Raw genomic sequence first — 19,365 nt, forward strand, 5'->3', positions numbered from 1 at the left:
GGCCGTAGCCGTCAGCGTGAATGAACAGCGGTGTTGGATCCGAGCGCTATATCGAGGAAATCTCTTGCCGCACCGCGCAATCCGCGATCGGGATCCCAGACGGCTTGGAGTCGACGCGGCATCCGCAAGCCGTCGACGTTGACCGCGACCAGTCGGCCGTCCGTCAGGTCGGCGGCAACTGCCAGCGACGACAGAACAGCCGGGGCGTTGCCTGCCACCACCGCAGCCTTGACAGCGGTACACGAGGTGAGCTCGAGCAGCGGCGGCACACAATCGGGAACAGCATTCTCGAGCGTCAGGCGCGTACCGGACCCTGATTCTCGCTGAATCAGCGGTGTGCGTGCGAGTTCCTCGACCGGAACGGGCACACCATTCGCCCAGTCGTGTCCCGGCGGCACAACCACGACGAGGTGATCACGCGCTACTTCGCACGACGCGAGCGCCGACGGCACATCCGGCCCTTCGACAAATCCGATATCGGCCTGGCCGGCCTGAACTTGAGCAGAGACGTCCGAGGAATTGTGCAAGCTCACCGACGCCACGACGTTGGGGAACTTGTGCCGCATCGCGACCGTCCATCCGGGAACCAGATACTCGGCGATGGTCATGCTGGCGGCAACCGTGACGGCAGCATCACGTTCACCGCGAAGTGCGGCAACTCCCGATGCCATTTCCTCGGCACTGACGAGGATGTGACTTGCCCACTCGAGAATCAGACCGCCCTCGGCGGTGGGACGAACACCGGTCGCCGCTCGATCGAACACCTTGATTCCGAGTTGGCGTTCGACCGAACGCACCCGGGCGCTGACCGCCTGCTGACTGAGTCCGTGCTCCCGGCCGGCAGCACCCATGCTGCCCAGACGCCCCACGGAAAGGAGGACGTCGAGGGCACTGAGTTCCGGCACCCGAGGAGACAACGACATAGTCCCAAGATTAGACCCACAAGGCGAGTTTGTGGGCATTCAAGAACAACCGGTCTACCGGTACGGACCGGATGAGACGACAGTGAAATACATGACCACCACAACGAGTTCCACCTTCGCCCACATCACTCCGAACTGGTTCGCGGCAGCGATGGGAACGGGAATCGTGTCGGTGGCCGCCGCTTCGCTCGAACCGGAGATCGAGGGCTTGAAACTGGTCTCCGAGATCTTCTGGGTTCTGGCGGTTCTCGTACTGTGCGCCTTGATCGGAGCATTTGCCACCCATTGGTCACAACATCGATGTCAGGCCCTCGCCTACCTGCACAGCCCCGCGATGTTCCCCTTCTACGGCGCCGTCGCAATGGCACTGCTGACCGTGGGATCCGCAACCGGCATCACCGGCCCGGACTTCCTCGGCCACGACGTGGCGATCACCGTGTCGCTGACACTGTGGACACTCGGCACGGCACTCGGCCTGGTCACCTACGTCGTGATGATGATTCGACTCGTTCGAGATGCCGGGATGGCGACGGCAATGCCGTTCTGGCTCATGCCCGTCGTACCTCCGATGGTCTCGGCCACCACCGGCGCAGCGGTCAGCACCCACATGCCCGAAGGCGCTCCACGCATCGCGGTACTGGTTTTCTGCTACATCCTGTTCGCTCTGGCGCTGACCGCCGCCATCGGCATTCTGGTAGCCGTCGCCAGGCAGTTCGCACGCAACCGTTCGGCCGGCGTCGACGTGATCCCGTTCAATGCCATTCCCTCACTGTGGATTCCGTTGGGCGTGATCGGACAGTCGATCGCGGCATCCAACCTGTTGGCCGCCGCCTCACGGCATGCACTCAGCCCCGAGCATGCCGACACCCTGCACGAATTCGGGATCGCCTACGGAACCGTCGTCGGAATCATCGGCGTGATCGCGTTTGTCACCGTCACCGTCGTCACCATCCACGCACTGCGCCGCGGCTTGGACTTCTCGCTCGGCTGGTGGAGCTTCACCTTCCCCATCGGAGCATGTGCCGTCGGAGCGAATGCCTTCGGAGTCGCCACCGGTTCCACCCTGATCCTGGGAATCGCACTTGCCCTGCTGACCGTACTGATCCCCATCTGGGCAACCGTCGCGGTCAGGACCGTCCGGTCGATCCGCAGTGGAGTTCTACCGGCGGCTGCATGAATTCGCACCGATGAGTTTTGGCTCGCCGTACGGTCTGTACTCACGTAGACCATTGTCGAGAGCAGGAGTACACGGTGAGTCAGTTATTGCGAGTGCAGAATTTCGGCGTTTCGAGTGACGGAATAGCCTGCGGTCCGGACCAGAGCTTCGAGAGCCCGTTCGGCCTGGACCACGGTGAAATGTTTGCGTGGGCAGGAGCTACGGCCAGCTGGCCCAATCGCACCGATCCCGGCGGCAGCCGAGGCCTCGACGACTATTTCACGCGGGACTTCTCCAACAACATCGGCGCCGAAATCATGGGCCGCAACAAATTCTCACCGTACCGCGGCCCTTGGGAGAATCTCGAGTGGCAGGGCTGGTGGGGCGACGAGCCACCGTTCCACACCCCGGTTTTTGTCTTGACCCACCACGTGCGGCCGTCGTTCACGCTATCGGACACGACATTCCACTTCGTCGACGCCGACCCCGCGACGGCCCTCGCGCAGGCACGTGAGGCAGCGCAGGGCAAGGACGTTCGACTCGGCGGCGGAGTCAGCACTATCCGTGAATTCCTCGACGCCGATCTGGTCGACACGATGCACATCGCTGTCTCCCCGATCGAATTCGGATCCGGTCTACGACTGTGGGAGACACCTGACGAGTTACTCGACCGCTTCAACCTCGACGTTGTGCCGAGCCCGAGCGGCGTGACGCACCACCTGTTCTGGCGGAAGTGACGTGTTGGGGCAGCTCCGTAAACGGGAGCTGCCCCAACAGTTACGCACTATTCGCCGGTCTCGACCTGGCGCCCCGACTGGTACCACGCCATCGTTCCACCGGCCACCGAAACGGCATTGATGCCGCGAGCCTGCAGATACTCAGCGGCTTGCAAGCTCCGACCACCGACGGCGCAGATGATGTACACCGTTTCCGCGTCCGGAATTTCACCCACGCGAGAGACGAATTCACTGAGCGGAATGAGCGTCGCACCGGGAACTCGGACCTGAGCGAACTCGTCGGCCTCACGGACGTCGATCAACGGCTCACCCGCTGCCAAAGCCGTGTCCAGTGCATTCAAATCGACTTCCAACATTTCTTCTGCGCCTGCCTTCGTGTTCGCTGCTGTCCGAATAGACGGTACCCGCGCGTTTTCGTGCAGCTCCCTTTACGATCTGACAATGACCAATACGGTTCCCGAAAAGTCCGGTTTTTGGAGTCGCCCCACCGTATGGAAAGTGCTCCTGCTGATAGTCGTCTACCTGGCGTTCTATCTTGCTGTCGGGCAGGTTACCTCCCGGGTTTTTGCAGACCAGATCGATACGGACAATGTCGTGGCAAGCGCCTCCAGCATCCTCCTCGGCGTCGCATTGCCCATCGCGATCGGCGGGATCGCCCTGCTGGTTTTCACGACAAAGGTCGGCTGGCTGCGCGGCGTCTTCGGCCCACAACCCATTCGTGGGCGCGGTTGGATGTGGATCGGTCCGATCATCGTGGTCGCCGCCATTGTTGCGCATCTGGCGGGAACCGATTGGAGCGCCTGGACCACCGGCGAGGTAATCGCCCTGCTGGTGCTCGGTGCGTGCGTCGGCCTGACCGAGGAATTGGCCACCCGTGGCCTGGCAGTGAAGATGCTGCGCGACGCCGGCCACCGCGAGCGCTTTGTCGCCGTCGTGTCTTCACTGGTGTTTGCACTCATGCACACGGTCAACCTGATCGCCGGGATGAAGCCGTCGACCGTCCTTGTCACCGTGGTCTACACCTTCGGTTTCGGTATGTGCATGTACCTGACAATGCGTGTGACGGGCACGATCTGGGCCGCAATCGTGTTACACGGCCTCACCGACCCCACCACAATTCTCTCGACCGGCGGGCTGGACACTTCGGTGACCACGGAAGTGAGCGGCGCCGCCGCCATCACCTCTCTACTGACGGTCCTCTTGGTCGTCTTCGGGGTGATCGCCGTCTTCCTCATCCGAGATCGAATCGGCGAAGAACGGCACACACCCGTCTCGGCCTGACCGACCGCGACCGTACAAGACATACTTGTGCCCATGCCTTCTCGAACCAAGTACTCGTTCGCCGTCGTGACTGCATCGTGTGTGCTGGCACTCTCCGGTGCCGTCACTCATGCCACCGCGGGGGTTCCGACAACTCCCGAAGTCGCGACCACCGAATCCATCGCGTCGGAATCGATCAGCGATCTGTATGCATCCAAGGGTGTGCATGAAGTGGCTGCCGATTCAGTTCCCGGGTACCAACTGTTCTACCCAGCCGACTTGTCGTCTGATGGCAATCGGCATCCCGTCATCACCTTCGGCAACGGCAGCTACGCGACTTACGAGGAGTACGAAGCGCTCCTGCAACATCTCGCTTCTTGGGGTTTTGTCGTGGTGGTGGCCGACAGCAGCGTGACCGGCGACGGTACCGAGATTCTGGGTGCCGCCCAGTACGTCGTCGATCAGAACACCAACGCTGACAGCATTTTTCACCAGAGGATAGACACCGAAAACATTGCCTCGGTCGGCCACTCCCAGGGGGCAGGCGGCGCGATCAACGCTGCAACTCAGTCGGCGAATCTGATCACCTCCACAGCGGTGCTCGATTTGCCGGACCCGTGGTGGGCCTCGCGACCTGTCGACGTGATCGACGTGACCCAGTTGACCGGACCGACGTTCTTCATGACCGGCGCCGACGACCCGGTCTCCACCGCCGATCCGCAAGCTGAGTACTTCGACAAAACCGCCGGACCGGCGGTCCGCGGCAGACTGCTTGGCGTCGGCCACAATTGGGCCGCAGATGGCGAAGGATTCCGGGGCTACCTCACCGCATGGCTGAGATTCACCCTCAGCGGCGACCAGACTGCCGCACGTGCATTTGTCGGCGACTCGGCGGAAATCCTCACCGATCCCCGTTGGGACCGGCAAGCGATCAAGGGTTTGTGATGACGATCTTGCCGTAGGCCTGCCCGGATTTCTGCTGCTCGAAAGCGTCAGCGAGGCGGTCGAGGCTGTAGGAAGAATCTATGACGGGACGAAGCGCCAGGCTCTCCAGCCCGGCGACCATCTCCTCCTGATGTGCACGACTGCCCACCAGAACACCTTCGATGGTGACCTGTTTGGTCAGTAGCGAAGTCAGGTCGATCGACGACGAGGGGCCGTTCATGATGCCAAGCGCGCAGATTCGCCCGCCTGGTCGGACTGCCGCCAGAGATTGGCCGAGGGTGGACGGCCCGCCGACGTCGAGGACGAGGTCGATCCCGCCGCTGAGCCGCATCGCTTCCGAACCCCAGTCCGGGCGCTCACGGTAGTTGACCACGTGATCGGCACCGAGCTCGACCAATCGTGCCATCTTGTCGGGGGCCGACGACGTTGCGATCACCTGAGCTCCAACAGCTTTGGCCAGCTGGACAGCAAACAGCGCCACCGTGCTGGTCCCAGGGATCAACACCGACGACCCTGGGATGATCGGGACTCCGGCAAATAGTGCGCGCCACGCTGACAAACCTGCGGTGGGCAAGGTAGCGGCTTCCTCGTAGGTGTAGTTTCGCGGCATCACTGTCACAGCAGATACCGGCACGGTGACGGTGTCGCGGGCGAACCCGTCGACACCGTCACCCGGCGAATTTCCGAATCCGTCGAAATCCGGTGTGCCGCTCCGCCAATGCGGCAAATAGGTGCTCATCACGCGATCTCCGACGCTGAACTGCGTTACGCCGTCTCCGACCGCAACGACCTCCCCGGCAGCATCGGACAACAGGATCCGCGGACCGTCGGTTGCTATCTCTCCGGTCGCCACGAGGTAGTCATGGTGGTTGAGCGAATTCGCGTGGATCGCGATCGTCACCTCACCCGCACCCGGGCCCGGGGTCTCGATCGTCCTCGATTCGAGGTTGTTCAATCCTCCAGGCGGGAGTACGTACACGGCGCGGTTGGTCATGGTGTGGATCCTCGCACGAATGGTGATCGGGTGACGTTCGGAAAGGGTTCTGCTGCTCAGAGGAGAGAAGCGGTGAACCCTCCGTCGAGAACCAGGCTGCTGCCGTTGCACCACGACGACTGGTCGCTCGCAAAGAACACTGCGGCGGCGGCAACTTCCTCGGTCCGGCCGTAGCGCGTCTGCTTCGTGACCATCAAGTCGTCGAATCCCCCGGACTCGAGGCCGAGGGCATTCTCGAAATCCTGCTGGTGACTCTTGACCAGGTCGGTATCGATGAATCCGGGCAGCAATGCATTCGCGCGGATTCCGTGGAAGCGAAGTTCGGCTGACAGGGTTTCGGTGAGATTGCGAACTGCTGCTTTGGCTGCGGCATAGCTGCCGATCAAAGGCGAGCCGGTGGTCGACGAGATCGACGAGATGTTCACGATCGAACCGCCACCGGATGCGACGAGAGCGGGCAGCGAATGACGCACTGTCAAGAACACTCCATCGAGGTTGACCGACATCACTTTCCGCCAGTCCTCGAACGAGGTCTCGATCAGCGGGGTCGTGGTGGCGATACCGGCGTTGGGTACTACGACGTTCAGTCCGCCGAACTCTTCGACCGCTCTGGCGACGAGATCCTTGACCTGCTGTTCGTCGGTGACATCAGTTGTGACAGCGATAGCTCCGTCGATCGAGTCCGCCACTGCCTGTGCTCCGCCACCGTTGATGTCGGAGACCACGACCCTCGCGCCCTCCGCCCCGAACGCCCGGGCAATGGCGGCGCCGATTCCGGCACCTGCGCCGGTGACAATTGCAACTTTGTTCGCGAGAAGATCGGACATGTCAGCGTTCCCCTTCAATTCTCGGTCGGGACGTAGAAAAGCAATTCGGGTCCGGTGTCGCCGGTGGTCGCGATGGCCTCGGACATGTCGAGAGTTCCGTCGCCCAAAGCACTTCCCAACGCCTGAGCGGTGCCCGCGAGATCTTCCGTGTCGAGTTGATAGATGCTCAGGTAGCGGCGCGCGGGCAATGCATCCTCGGGCAGCAACTGCACATCCGCCAGGAAGAATCTGGAGGCGGAGACAACTCCGGGCACTCGTTCGACGACCTGCGGAATATGCACGTCGTCGTACCAACGGTTGAACGCATCCTCCGAAGACGGATCGGCGGGGTGTACGTGTGCGACGAGAATCGCTGTGCTCATGAAGTTCCTCTTCGACTCGAAGTGCTTTTGGTTCAGCGCGTTTGGAAGGCGACGATATTCACGCGCAAGGCAACTGACCGCGGCTGCGTGTGGTGATCGATCGCGCTCAAGCGACAACCCTAGGGAGCAAATGTGACCCGCACCATATGCTCGGAGGTCAGAGTTGAGCTCCACATTTGTCCTCTCGGCACAAAACTGTCTCTCGGCACTAACACGGTGGCCAGAATCAGGCGTTAACGGAAGTCTCGCGATTTGGCCGTGACTCGCAGATCCATCAGCTGCATCCGGTCTGCCACGACGGTGACAGCGCCTTCTGCATTCTGCACCTTCCCTCGAATAAGCAACGCCGGCGCCGTATTTGCCAATTTTCGGTACTTTGCCCACAACCCCACCGAACACACGACGTTGACCATGCCGGTTTCGTCCTCGAGGTTGATGAACGTGACGCCCGCAGCTGTGGCCGGACGCTGCCGGTGTGTGACTGCTCCCCCCACCAGCACACGGTCACCGTCCGGGATGTCGAGAAGTCTCGACGCCGGCACCACGCCGAGCGCGTCGAGCTGTGGGCGGAGGAATTGTGTCGGGTACGTGTCGGGAGATACTCCTGTCGCCCAGACATCCGCCGCCGCCAATTCGACGTCGCTCATGCCGGGCAAGGTGGGAGCTGTGACCGACGCACCGATACCGGGCAAGCGGTCGGGGCGCTCCCCCGCCGCAGCGCCCGCTGCCCACAGCGCTTCTCTACGCGAGATACCGAAGCTGGCTAGCGCACCGGCGGTCGCCAGCGATTCAGCTTGTGCGGTAGTCAGTTCCACCCGCCCCGTCAGATCGAGAAACGACGTGAACGGTCCACCGAGGTCGCGCTGTTCGACAATTTTCTCGGCGAGTGCATCGCCGATGGTGCGCACTTCCCCCAGCCCCAGCCGAACCTCGAATCCACCTGCCTCGACGGTGGCATGCGCGAGGCTGACATTGATGTCTGCACCGTGTACCTGCACTCCGTGCCGGCGCGCATCGGCAACCAAGGACTGCGGCGAGTAGAAACCCATGGGCTGCGCGCGCAGAAGTCCGGCGCAGAACGCAGCGGGATGATGAAGTTTGAACCACGAGGAGTAGAAGACCAGCGCGGCAAAACTCTGTGAATGGCTTTCCGGGAAACCGAAATTAGCGAATGCATACAGCTTTTCGTAGATCCGGTCGGCAACCTCGTCACCGATGCCGTGTAGGTCTCGCATGCCCTGATAGAACCTCGCGCGCAGTTGTTCCATCTTCTCGGTGGAGCGTTTCGATCCCATTGCCCGACGCAATTGATCGGCCTCGGACGGCGTGAAGCCCGCAACGTCGACGGCCATCTGCATCAACTGTTCCTGGAACAGCGGAACCCCCAACGTGCGTTCGAGTGCCTTCTCGAGCGACGGATGGTCGTAGGACACAGGTTCGAGTTTGTTGCGCCGACGAATGTACGGATGCACTGATCCGCCTTGAATCGGCCCCGGACGGATGAGCGCGACCTCGACTACCAGGTCGTAGAAGTTTCGAGGCTTCAGACGCGGCAGTGTCGCCATCTGCGCACGTGATTCCACTTGGAACACCCCCACCGAATCTGCCCGCTGCAGCATCTCGTACACCGCCGTTTCCGACAGATCGAGTTGCGCCAGATCGACTGTGATGCCTTTGTGTTCGGCCACCAGATCCATCATGTAGTGCAAAGCAGAAAGCATGCCGAGACCGAGCAGATCGAATTTGACCAGCCCAGCGGCAGCACAGTCGTCCTTGTCCCACTGCAGGACACTACGATTGGCCATCCGCGCCCACTCCACCGGGCAGACGTCGGCGATGGGACGATCACAGATGACCATGCCGCCTGAGTGGATGCCCAGGTGCCGCGGATAGCCTTCGATCTGCGCCGCCAGTTCGAGTACCGGACGCGGAATATCGGTATCCGCGTTCTTGTCGATACCACCCCACCGGCCGACCTGCTTACTCCACGCATCTTGCTGGCCCTGCGAAAAGCCCAGCGCCCGAGCCATGTCCCGCACTGATGATTTTCCTCGATAGGTGATGACATTGGCGACCTGCGCGGCATACGTACGCCCGTACTTCGCGTACACGTGCTGGATCGCCTCTTCCCGGCGGTCGGACTCGATGTCCACGTCGATGTCGGGCGGGCCGTCACGTTCGGGCGCAAGAAACCTCTCGAACAACAATTTGTTGCGAACCGGATCGACATTGGTGATGCCGATCGCGTAACACACCGCCGAGTTCGCAGCGGAACCTCTTCCCTGACAGAGGATGTCGTTGTTCTTGCAGAACGACACGATGTCATGCACCACCAGGAAATATCCGGGAAAGTTCAATCCCTCGATGATGGCAAGTTCATGTTCGAGCTGTTTGTATGCCTTCGGTGCACCTTCCGGCGGTCCGTAGCGTTCCAGCGCCCCCACCATGGTGAGCTCACGCAACCACGACGCCTCGGTATGCCCGGCTGGCACGTCGAAAGGTGGCAATTTGGGCGCGATGAGCTTGAGATCGAAAGCGCACTCACGACCAAGATCGGCGGCACCACTGACAGCCTCGGGATAGAGCGAGAACAGTGCCGCCATCTCCGCGCCGGACCGCAGGTGCGCTCCGCCGGTAGGGGCCAACCATCCTGCTGCCTCGTCCAAGCTTTGACGCGACCGCACAGCCGCCATTGCCATGGCGAGGCGTCGACGCGGAGGAGCGGCGAAGTGCGCGGCGGTGGTCGCCACCGTACGTAGTCCATGCTCTCTCGCCAATTCGGCCAGAACGGCATTGCGCTCGTCGTCCTCCGCCAACCCATGATGAGTGAGTTCCACCGACACTCGCTCCGCCCCGAAACGCTCGACCAGATCCTGCAAAGCCTCCGTCGCCGCGTCGCGACCACCCGACGTCAAGGCTTGCCGCACATGACCTTTCCGGCACCCGGTCAGGATCTGCCAGTGGCCACCGGCCGCTTCGGTCAGCACGTCGTAGTCGTACTGCAGTTTGCCCTTCTCGCCGCCCGCCAGATGCGCGGCGGCGATCTCCCGCGAGAGCCGGCGATACCCTTCCTGCCCACGGGCAAGTACCAGGAGGTGCGTTCCACCGGGATCTGCCGTGCCGGTTCTGGGTACCGAATCCAGAGACAACTCGGCCCCGAACACGGTGCGCATTCCCCATTCACGTGCGGCTTCCGCAAACCTCACCACGCCGTAGAAGCCGTCGTGATCGGTGACGGCGATAGCTTCGAGCCCGAGACGCACTGCTTCCTCGACCAGCTCTTCCGGCGGTGATGCACCGTCGAGGAAACTGAAGGCCGAGTGAGCGTGCAGTTCTGCGTAAGGAACTACACCGGCACCACGGGTGAGCTCGCCCGCGTGGTACTCGCCGCGCTTTCTTGACCAGGCGGGGCTGTCGCTTCCATCGCCCGGAAACAAATCCTCGTGTTCCACACGGCCGGGTCGTCCGGAAAGCACCCGTTCCATCTCGGACCACGTCGGCGGCCCATTTCCCCAACCCACACTGACCTCGCACCTGATCGAGTCGGCCGTCAGGGACGACCGACTGCTCGAGGATGCCGAAAGGGAAGACGCACCACATGCATCGAACTGATGTTCGATGCAGATTCAGTCTGACAGGTCACTCACCCACAGTCAACAGAGCGAATCTCAACCCTCACCGTCTCGTCACATTCAGATGTACGCATGTCTGCACTCCGTTCACTTTCGCCCCAGATCATTAGCGGCGTTCATAATCTCCATCCATACTGTTTCCAGGAGTACTACTCGTATGTCGTTCTCGCGCAACACACGTAGGTTGACGGCCGTCGCCGGCGCCGTCGCCGTTCTGGCCGCTGCCGGCTGCAGCAGCAGCGCCGACGAGGCCACCGGCTCGAACGGCGCGACCGTCGATCGCGCCGCGACCGGCGAACTGTCCTCGAACGGTGGCGCTCGTCGCATCGACGGTGATCAGTCGGCCGCAGTGCGCGACGCCGTCAATGCCTCCGGCGCGAAGAACGTCATCCTCCTGATCGGGGACGGCATGGGCGACTCGGAGATCACCGCCGCACGCAACTACGCCGAAGGCGCTGCGGGCAGCTTCCCCGGCCTCGACGCCCTGCCGATCACCGGCCAGTACACGCACTACGCACTGACCAAGGACGGCAAGCCCGACTACGTCACCGACTCCGCAGCCAGCGGATCGGCATGGTCCACCGGCACCAAGACCTACAACGGCGCGATTTCGGTCGACATCAAGGGGCAGGCCCAGTCGACCGTCCTCGAGATCGCCAAGGCGAACGGCAAGGCCACCGGCAACGTCTCCACCGCCGAGGTGCAGGACGCCACCCCCGCAGTGCAGGTCGCGCACGTCAGTGGCCGCAAGTGCTACGGACCGGAGGCGACGTCCAAGTCCTGCCCGGAGAACGCCCTCGAGAACGTCGGCAAGGGATCGATCAGCGAACAGCTCCTCGACACCCGCGCCGACGTCACCTTTGCCGGCGGCGCCAAGTCCTTCGCCGAGACTGCGAAAGCCGGTGACTGGCAGGGCAAGACACTCAATGAGCAGGCCGCCGCCCGTGGCTACCAGCTGGTGAAGAACGCCGCCGAGATGAACGAGGTCGGCAAGGCCGATCAGGATGCACCCGTGCTCGGCTTGTTCGCCGACGGCAACATGCCCGTCCGCTGGGAAGGCTCTGTCGCCACCCGTGACGGTTACCTGCAACCCGCCGAAACCTGCGTCGACAACCCCAAGCGAACCTCCGACGTGCCCAAGCTCGCGGACATGACTCAGAAGGCCATCGACCTACTGAAGGTCAACGACAACGGATTCTTCCTCCAGGTCGAAGGTGCCTCGATCGACAAGCAGGATCACGCAGCCAACGCATGCGGTCAGATCGGTGAAACCGTCGACCTCGACGAAGCTGTGCAGAAGGCACTCGAATTCGCGAAGACCGACGGAGAAACCCTGGTCATCGTCACAGCCGACCACGCTCACACCAGCCAGATCGTCACCAATGTCAGCGCCGACGACATCGCCACCATCGCCAAGGACCAGAACATCCCGGTCGAGCGCGCCCAGGAAATCGTCTACCCCGGCCTGACCCGCAAGCTGACCACCAAGGACGGCTCGGAGATGACGATCAGCTACGGAACGTCCGAGGATCCGGCCGTCGAGTCCGAAGGACACACCGGAACTCAGTTGCGCGTAGCAGCTTTCGGCCCGCATGCGGCCAACGTCAGCGGTCTCACGGACCAGACCGATCTGTTCTTCACGATGACCGACGCGCTGGGACTCGACCGTTCCAAGGTCGCAGCTCACTGACCTGACAACACCCGACCCGGTAAAAGCCTGGGTCCAGTCACACCAGAGCAGCCAAGGCGCGCACCCGATCTTCGGGTGCGCGCTTCGGGCAACTGGTGCACTTACCTTCACCGGGCACCTCGTAAATCAGGCAGCACGACGCGCGCTGCGTGAATCTGCGTCGCCCGGATGCCACCGGTGTCAACGGATTAGAAACGCGCACAACACTTTCATTGCGGCCGACATCGACGAAACGCGGAACCGGAATGCCCGGGTTCTCACCGCGGAGAACATCGATCAGGCCGGCAGCAAATGCACTTCCGCGTTCCCTCGCGCTACCGGCGGCGTCGAGGCTGCGATTGGCGATGGAGTCCGTCGCGATCGCCCACAGCGCCTGCTGCCGAACGCCGGACACCTCGGCGAGTACCTCGATCACGGGACTGAGTGAGCGGAACATCGCGTGGCCCAACTCCGCCACACTCCGCGAGATCGGAATGACCGATCCGGCAGCAAACCCGCCCAGATAGCCGTTGTCACGCAAGAAGATCCGCCCACCGTCCAACGATGGATCGGCCGCGAACCCGGTGACCATCCCGGTTCCGATCGGAATGCCGGTCAGCGTCGAGCTGGCCGAGTACCACCACAACGTGCCGTTCACTCGACTGTCCGCACTCCCCCATCGCTCTGCCGTATCGGCGACACGTGCTGCCAACCACTGGGGGTCGGTCATCAACGCCGCGGGCACCGTATCCGGATACGCGCTCAGGTTGTCGAAGAACGGCACAGCTACTGCCATACGGGCGTAGATCCCGGCCACCGATTCCGTCATGCCAGCCCCAATATCTCCATCCGCGGACGTACTCCGCGTTCGACTCGCGCCCTGATGCCGAAAACCTCGGCCAACAACGGCTCGTCCAACACCTCGACCGTAGACCCACACGCGCGGAGTTCACCTTCGGTGAGCACGACAAGGTTGTCGCAGTACTCGACTGCCAACCGTAGATCGTGCATCGTGACCACAACTGCGAGCCCCGCCGACGCAAGTTCGGTAAGCAGTTCCATCACGATCAACTGGTGACGAAGATCGAGATGATTGGTCGGCTCGTCCAACAACAGAACCTTGGGCTCCTGAGCCAATGCGCGAGCTATCGAGACACGTTGCCGCTCACCACCCGACAGGGTCGATACGTCTCGTCCGGCAAGCTCGACCAAACCGACCTGCTCGATGCACCGGTCCACGATGGTGGTATCGCGCTCCGTGCTTCGGTCCAACCAGCTGCGGTGCGGAGTTCGTCCGAGCGCGATCGATTCACGAACCGAAAGTCCTGCCGAGACAGTGGGTTCCTGAACACTTGCCGAGACAGTTCGGGCGATGTCCTTACGCGAGAGCGTCGTCGAGTCGACTTGATCGATCAGAACTGCGCCACCTGTCGGCGTCAAAGCGTTGTAGCAGCAGCGCAGCGCCGTCGTCTTGCCACTGCCGTTCGGCCCGACCAAGCCCAATATTTCACCGGACTTGACTGCGAAAGTGATGCCGCGCAACACTTCGCGATTTCCGAGCCGCGCCCGGGTCTCGACGAGTTCGAGCAGGGGCGCAGTTTCGGAGTCTTTCGGGAGTGTCACTGTTCTGGCCTGTGTCACTGTTCGAGCCTCCGATACTGCCGGTAGAGCATCCAGACGAAGATCGGTGCACCCACGAGGGCCGTGATCACTCCGACCGGAACTTCAGTGGATTGTGCCACCGAGCGCGCAGCGGTATCTGCGGCAACCATCGCGACGGCGCCCAGCAGGGCTGCAGCAGGGAGCAGTCGAATTGCTCTGGTGCCGACGATGAAGCCGGCCAGATGCGGGATCAGCAGACCGATGAAACCGATTCCACCGGCAACGCTGACTGCTGCGCCCGCCAGTACGGAGACCGCGAGCAAGGACAACACACGGAACCGTCGGACGTTCATACCGAGTGCAGCAGCCCCGTCGTCACCGGTCTGCAAAACGTCCATCCATCGCGAACTGAACAGAAGGGCTGTGCCGACGACGGCCAGTGTGATCGTCGGGAAGATCAGCGTCGACCATCGTGCATCACCGAATCCGCCGGCAATCCAGTGCATCACCGACGTCACGTGCCGATCATCGGCCAATACCAGGATGCAAAAGGTGATGAGCGCCGAGAATATCTGGGCGAGCGCGACACCCACCAAAATGATCGCGGTCGGCTGCGGATACCGGCCGCCGATCAGCAGTGCGAGAAACAACGGGATCATCGCCCCGACGAATGCTGCGACCGGAATCGTGAAAACCCCGAGGAGGCCGGCGCCGAAACCCAGCACCGACACGAGCACCACCATGAATCCCGCGCCCGACGAGACTCCGAGCAGATACGGATCGGCAAGCGGATTACGGGTGACAGCTTGAGCAACTGCACCTGCCATGGCCAACGAAGCACCCACTACCGCGGCAGTGAGTGCACGTGGCAGGCGGGAGTCGATCACGATCGACTCCCGCGCCGCGGTCCACCACGTCTCGAAAGTCCCTGGCGCCAAACGGGCTCCGACTATCGCCCAGACGTCACCGACGGGAATGCGAACCGATCCCAAGGAGACGGCCAACCCCAGGACGATCGCCAAGGCGACCGCCAAGCCGACAAGCAGGGCGCCGTACCCGTAACGCGTGCGGGTCACTTCGCCGCGTCAGCGCCTGGATGGAAGGCTGTTGCGATGGTCTGTGCCGAACGCACCAACCGTGAACTCTCGAACAGGTCAGCGAGAGGAACCACGACGAACCGGTTCTGCTGCACAGCAGGGGTGGTCGCCATCAACGGCTGGGCACGGAGGAAGTCGATCTTCTGCTCGGCTGTCTTGTCGCCGTAGTCGATGACCACGATTGCCTGGGGTGCACGCTCGGCAACAGCTTCCCACGATGCGTCGATGTAGGGCTTTGTCCCTTCGGCGAAGATGTTCGAGACGCCGGAGTATTCCGCGACCAATTGACCGACGCCGACTCCGCCGATGGTCGTCGGAACCTGGTCACCGCTGTCGTAGAAGAAGGTCAGTACCGGCGCCGCGTCTCCGACCGAAGCGCGGACGGAATCGAGACCATCGCTGATCTGCTCTGCGACCTCGCGGGCGGAATCTTCGACGCCCAGGACTCGACCGAGTTGCGTGTAGTCGTTCTCGAGCAATCCGATGTCGGGGAAACCGGTGCCACAGTATTCCGAGAAGAGGAAGGTGTTGATTCCGCGCTCGCCGAAAGCGTCTCGGGAACGGCCTTGCTTCTCGTTGAAGGCACTGGTCATTCCTCCGACCACGAAGTCCGGATCGACGTCGAGGACCTGCTCCATGCTGGGGAACGTATCGGAAAGGCTGGGAATCTTGTTGAATACATCGGCGGTCTCGGCAGTTGGCGGGTTGTCGCTGTACGCCCGCCCGACAATCCGATCACCCGCGCCGATCTCGATGAGGGCTTCGGTGACGTGTCCGTTCAAAGACACGATGCGCTGCGGCGGCGAATCGAAGGTCATCTCGCGATCGCAGTTGGTCACGGATACCGGCTGTGCGAAGGATTCCGCAGCAGACGCCGACTCTGATTCCTGACCTTTGGAACAACCTGCCGAAACCAAGGCGACCGCGATGAGAACAGCGGCGGCGCGGGACGGGGAGAACTGAAGTGACACGGGGACCTCGTAAGGGCTCTGAGCCACGAATGAGAATCCGACAGACAACTCCGCCCGCACGCTGATCCTCGGCCAGAGCTCCTGCTGGACTTCCTTTTCGTAGACCACGACGAATGGATGTCGCACACCGCGCGGCGGGTAATCGGGCTTGCCGACACTCGGTGACTACCGAGAATCGACCTACCGTTGCGGGTCAGCGCCGGATTCGGACCGGCTTCCCCCACACGCGTGGCTTGCAAGTGCTTCGAGCAGTATGCATGACGTTTCCGATTCAAGACCAAACGCCCACTACAGTCGATCTGGCCAGACGCCCCCACACACCGGAGTTGATACATGACACGCTGGGCCCAAACCGTCGTCGCCCGGAAATGGTGGGTACTGAGCCTCGCGGTTCTGATAGTTCTCATCAGTGGGGTGTGGGGACTCGGAGTGTTCGGCAAGCTCAGCCAGGGCGGCTTCATCGATCCGGGCAGCGACTCCGCGAAGGTCGCCGACATCATCGAAGACAATCTCGGACCGCAGACCCCGGACATCATCGCGATCTACTCGCCCACGGACGGCAAGACTCTGGACGACATCGGGCCGGCAGTGACAGCCGCCGTCGACCAATTCAAAACCGAAGTGCCGACCGCTTCGGTGAAATCGTATTGGGGAACAGACGCCGCAGCGAAGGCCAGCCTGCTCTCGAACGACGGATCCATGGCGGCCGTTGCGATCACGTTGGCACCGGACTCGGGCGTCACGCCCGCCACTTTCGCCGATCTCCTGCCGAAGCTCGAAGTCGAAGGTGCCGAGGCACAATTCGCGGGTAACACCGTCGTCGGCGTCGCATTCAACACCAAGCTCGAGAAGGACCTGGTGGTCGCCGAAGCCATCGCCATTCCGATCACTCTGGTGCTGTTGGTCTTCATCTTCGGCGGCATCGTCGCTGCTGCCGTGCCCGTGTTCGTGGGTGTACTCAGTGTCCTGAGTGCTTTGGCGGTTCTGCGAATCCTCACGCTGATCACCGATGTGTCCTCGTTCTCGATCAACGTCGCTTCTCTTCTCGGGTTGGGACTGGCCATCGACTACGGACTGTTCGTGGTCGGTCGGTTCCGTGAAGAACTGAATTCGGGCTCGGACCCGGGAGCGGCTGCTCAGCGGACAGTTCTGACGGCGGGTCGCACCGTCATGTTCTCGGGTCTACTGCTGATCTGTGCGTTCAGCGGCATGCTCGTATTCCCCCAGGCCGTCATCCGGTCTCTGGGCTTCGGCGCGATCGCTGCGGTATTGAGCGCGGCCGTCCTGTCGCTGACCGCTGTGCCTGCGCTACTTGCCATTCTGGGGCATCGCATCAACGCCCTGACATGGCGCAAGGATGCGGCGCAACGCGGCGAGGAACGCTCGCGCAAGTTCTGGGGCCGCGTCGTCACGTGGGTGATGAAGCGTCCGGTCGCAGTCTCGGTGACGATCGTGGCCGTGCTGCTCGTGATGGCCTCGCCGCTGCTCGGCGCCCGGCTGGGAGAACTCTCGTACACCGCACTACCGGACAACGACCCCGCTCGCGTCGCAATGGACACGTTGGTCAACGACTTCCCGCAAACCGGAAACGGCGCAACGATGATCCTTCAGGCCGAGGACGGGAACACTCTCACCCCGGCCGAAGGTGCAGCGATCGCCGAGTCCGCCGGTCAAGTCGAGGGCATCGGTCAGGCGACCGTCGTCGCGAGCACCAATCAACTCGTCGCGGTTCAGGCTCTCTACAGCGAGGGCTCTACACCCCAATCACAGAGCGCCGCAGTGACAGATCTGCGTGCGATCTCCGCTCCCGACGGAACGGTGCTGCTTGTCGGCGGCGGTCAAGCCATGGTCGACGACGGCAACAACGCCGTCCTGCATTGGCTACCGGTGATGATCCTCATCATGGTCGGATCCACCCTGATCCTGTTGTTCCTCGCGTTCGGTTCGGTGGTGCTGCCGATCAAGGCGGTGCTGATGGCAGCCCTGAGCCTCGCGACCACCTTCGGTGTCCTCACCTTCGTCTTCCAGGACGGACACGGCGTCGAACTCCTCGGGGTCAGTCAAACTCCGCTGGAGGCTACGTTTGTCGTGCTCATCCTGGCGGTGGTCTTCGGATTGTCCACGGACTACGAGGTTTTCCTGATGTCACGAATGGTCGAGGCCAAGAACGCGGGAGCGACGACAGAGGAAGCGGTCAAGTTCGGAACCGAGCGCACCGGCCGCATCGTGACGGCTGCCGCCTTACTCCTGATAGTGGTGACGGGGGCCTTCGCAATGTCAGGGCTGTCAGTGATGAAGTTCCTGGGCGTCGGCATGATCGTCGCGCTGATCGTCGACGCGACCATCATCCGCATGTTGCTCGTGCCCTCGCTCGTGAAGCTGATGGGCGAAGCGAACTGGTGGGCTCCTGTGTGGATGAAAAAGGTTCACGCGAAGGTCGGCATCGGCCACTGATCGCGACTGGATCATGTCGCTGAAGAGTGCCTGGGATCCTGCGGAGAGCCGTGTTTGACTAGGGGTCGTGGGTGACTTACCTGAGAGTGTTGTGGTCGGCTCAGCAGTGTTTTCGCGTGTCGACTCGGACGATTCGTTGGCGTGCTGGACATCGATCATCGATGTCCAGGGGGTCGGTGACTCCAGGCCGGTGAGTCTGGTTATCGAGCCGGCCACCGTGCCGGAGTCTGCGGTGTGTGAGCTCGCTGCGACCGTGATGGCCCGGTTCGGTGAGTTTGCCGAAGTCGCCGCCGATTACCTGCGTCAACAGCTGCGTGGGCCACAGTTCGGCCTCCGCCACTCCGAACTCGTGGAGTTGGACGCCACGGAGTCACTGTTCGGCGAACCTGAGGCGGTGATCTGGGCTGACGGAACCTGGCTGCTGCGGTTCGCTGAGTCAAAGCTCGAGATGGCCGATCCTTTCGGGATCGGTGTTCTGTTCGAAGGAACGACTCCGTATGCGGTCGAGGACTTGTCGGGCGCTGAACCGGCCTAGGGTTTGCCGGCCTGTCCACGCCATCGCCTCGACGATGGTGCGCCGGTCTACTGGCGGACGGCGCATGGCCTTCACACCCTCGGAACAACGGCCGCCCACATCTCATCCGAAATCACGTCACGCGACGCAAGGACGAGCGCGCACCCCACTGCGCCCGAAACTCTTCAGCAACAGACCTAGTGGATTTCCCTGATCGGGCAG

At 62.3% G+C, this 19,365-nt stretch carries 17 protein-coding genes and 1 riboswitch; of the genes, 7 read left to right on the forward strand and 10 right to left on the reverse strand.

Features of this window, described 5'->3' with window-relative positions; translation table 11 throughout:
• Positions 1–11: 11 nt before the first annotated feature.
• Positions 12–923 (reverse strand): LysR family transcriptional regulator, encoded by a 912-nt coding sequence (locus ATN37_RS13535; protein WP_030535095.1) that lies wholly within the window; start codon positions 921–923, stop codon positions 12–14.
• 91 nt (positions 924–1,014) lie between these two features.
• Between ATN37_RS13535 and ATN37_RS13540 the strand changes: the two genes are divergently transcribed.
• Together ATN37_RS13540 and ATN37_RS13545 are read left to right on the forward strand one after the other, a co-directional pair.
• Positions 1,015–2,100, forward strand: coding sequence for a TDT family transporter (locus tag ATN37_RS13540; RefSeq protein WP_042449826.1), 1,086 nt, complete (start codon positions 1,015–1,017; stop codon positions 2,098–2,100).
• Between the two features lie 74 nt (positions 2,101–2,174).
• Entirely contained in the window at positions 2,175–2,816 is a 642-nt protein-coding gene (locus ATN37_RS13545; RefSeq protein WP_003940771.1) for a dihydrofolate reductase family protein, read from the forward strand.
• A 47-nt stretch (positions 2,817–2,863) separates the two neighbouring features.
• On the opposite strand, the gene ATN37_RS13550 is transcribed toward ATN37_RS13545, so the two are convergent.
• On the reverse strand, positions 2,864–3,172 hold the full coding sequence (locus tag ATN37_RS13550) for a rhodanese-like domain-containing protein (RefSeq protein ID WP_003940684.1): 309 nt from the start codon (positions 3,170–3,172) through the stop codon (positions 2,864–2,866).
• Positions 3,173–3,257: 85 nt separating this feature from the next.
• On the opposite strand from ATN37_RS13550, the gene ATN37_RS13555 reads away from it, so the two are divergent.
• Entirely contained in the window at positions 3,258–4,097 is an 840-nt protein-coding gene (locus ATN37_RS13555) for a CPBP family intramembrane glutamic endopeptidase (protein WP_003941033.1), read from the forward strand.
• A gap of 33 nt (positions 4,098–4,130) precedes the next feature.
• The gene (locus ATN37_RS13560; RefSeq protein ID WP_218695241.1) at positions 4,131–5,021 is read left to right on the forward strand and encodes an alpha/beta hydrolase; all 891 of its coding nucleotides are present in this window, start codon (positions 4,131–4,133) and stop codon (positions 5,019–5,021) included.
• On the opposite strand, the gene ATN37_RS13565 is transcribed toward ATN37_RS13560, so the two are convergent.
• From ATN37_RS13565 to ATN37_RS13580, 4 genes are all read right to left on the reverse strand, one after another.
• Positions 5,008–6,015, reverse strand: a complete 1,008-nt coding sequence (locus ATN37_RS13565; protein ID WP_007727420.1) for an NAD(P)-dependent alcohol dehydrogenase — start codon at positions 6,013–6,015, stop codon at positions 5,008–5,010. The two genes, ATN37_RS13560 and ATN37_RS13565, sit on opposite strands and share 14 nt — an antisense overlap.
• 56 nt (positions 6,016–6,071) lie before the next feature.
• Positions 6,072–6,842, reverse strand: a complete 771-nt coding sequence (locus tag ATN37_RS13570) for a glucose 1-dehydrogenase (RefSeq protein ID WP_030535097.1) — start codon at positions 6,840–6,842, stop codon at positions 6,072–6,074.
• A gap of 14 nt (positions 6,843–6,856) precedes the next feature.
• Complete coding sequence (locus ATN37_RS13575) at positions 6,857–7,204, reverse strand: hypothetical protein (protein WP_007727425.1); 348 nt, start codon at positions 7,202–7,204, stop codon at positions 6,857–6,859.
• 233 nt (positions 7,205–7,437) lie between these two features.
• Positions 7,438–10,725: an error-prone DNA polymerase gene (locus ATN37_RS13580; RefSeq protein WP_218695243.1), complete on the reverse strand. Its 3,288-nt coding sequence runs from the start codon at positions 10,723–10,725 to the stop codon at positions 7,438–7,440.
• A gap of 268 nt (positions 10,726–10,993) precedes the next feature.
• Here ATN37_RS13580 and phoA point away from each other — a divergent pair, with 268 nt between their 5' ends.
• On the forward strand, positions 10,994–12,526 hold the full coding sequence (gene phoA, locus ATN37_RS13585; RefSeq protein WP_218695245.1) for an alkaline phosphatase: 1,533 nt from the start codon (positions 10,994–10,996) through the stop codon (positions 12,524–12,526).
• A gap of 37 nt (positions 12,527–12,563) precedes the next feature.
• Here the strand turns inward: phoA and ATN37_RS13590 are convergent, their stop codons facing one another.
• From ATN37_RS13590 to ATN37_RS13605, 4 genes are read right to left on the reverse strand one after another with little or no spacing between them, the layout of a single operon-like run.
• Positions 12,564–13,334 carry a (2Fe-2S)-binding protein gene (locus tag ATN37_RS13590; RefSeq protein WP_214514483.1) on the reverse strand — a complete coding sequence of 257 codons (771 nt, stop codon included), beginning with the start codon at positions 13,332–13,334 and terminating at the stop codon, positions 12,564–12,566.
• Entirely contained in the window at positions 13,331–14,146 is an 816-nt protein-coding gene (locus ATN37_RS13595) for an ABC transporter ATP-binding protein (RefSeq protein ID WP_374103513.1), read from the reverse strand. Before ATN37_RS13595 ends, ATN37_RS13590 begins: the two co-directional genes overlap by 4 nt.
• Entirely contained in the window at positions 14,143–15,183 is a 1,041-nt protein-coding gene (locus tag ATN37_RS13600) for an iron ABC transporter permease (protein ID WP_116056951.1), read from the reverse strand. Before ATN37_RS13600 ends, ATN37_RS13595 begins: the two co-directional genes overlap by 4 nt.
• On the reverse strand, positions 15,180–16,175 hold the full coding sequence (locus ATN37_RS13605; protein WP_218695311.1) for an ABC transporter substrate-binding protein: 996 nt from the start codon (positions 16,173–16,175) through the stop codon (positions 15,180–15,182). The genes ATN37_RS13600 and ATN37_RS13605 overlap by 4 nt, the downstream gene beginning before the upstream one ends.
• Before the next feature lie 115 nt (positions 16,176–16,290).
• Positions 16,291–16,437: riboswitch (cobalamin riboswitch) on the reverse strand.
• Between the two features lie 71 nt (positions 16,438–16,508).
• Here ATN37_RS13605 and ATN37_RS13610 point away from each other — a divergent pair.
• Together ATN37_RS13610 and ATN37_RS13615 are read left to right on the forward strand one after the other, a co-directional pair.
• On the forward strand, positions 16,509–18,629 hold the full coding sequence (locus ATN37_RS13610; RefSeq protein WP_003940878.1) for an MMPL family transporter: 2,121 nt from the start codon (positions 16,509–16,511) through the stop codon (positions 18,627–18,629).
• A gap of 67 nt (positions 18,630–18,696) precedes the next feature.
• Positions 18,697–19,164, forward strand: coding sequence for a hypothetical protein (locus ATN37_RS13615; RefSeq protein ID WP_308125212.1), 468 nt, complete (start codon positions 18,697–18,699; stop codon positions 19,162–19,164).
• Positions 19,165–19,365: the final 201 nt, after the last annotated feature.

The sequence above is a fragment of the Rhodococcus sp. MH15 genome (genome assembly GCF_019266045.1).
In the GTDB taxonomy this organism is placed as follows: Bacteria; Actinomycetota; Actinomycetes; order Mycobacteriales; family Mycobacteriaceae; genus Rhodococcus_F; species Rhodococcus_F qingshengii.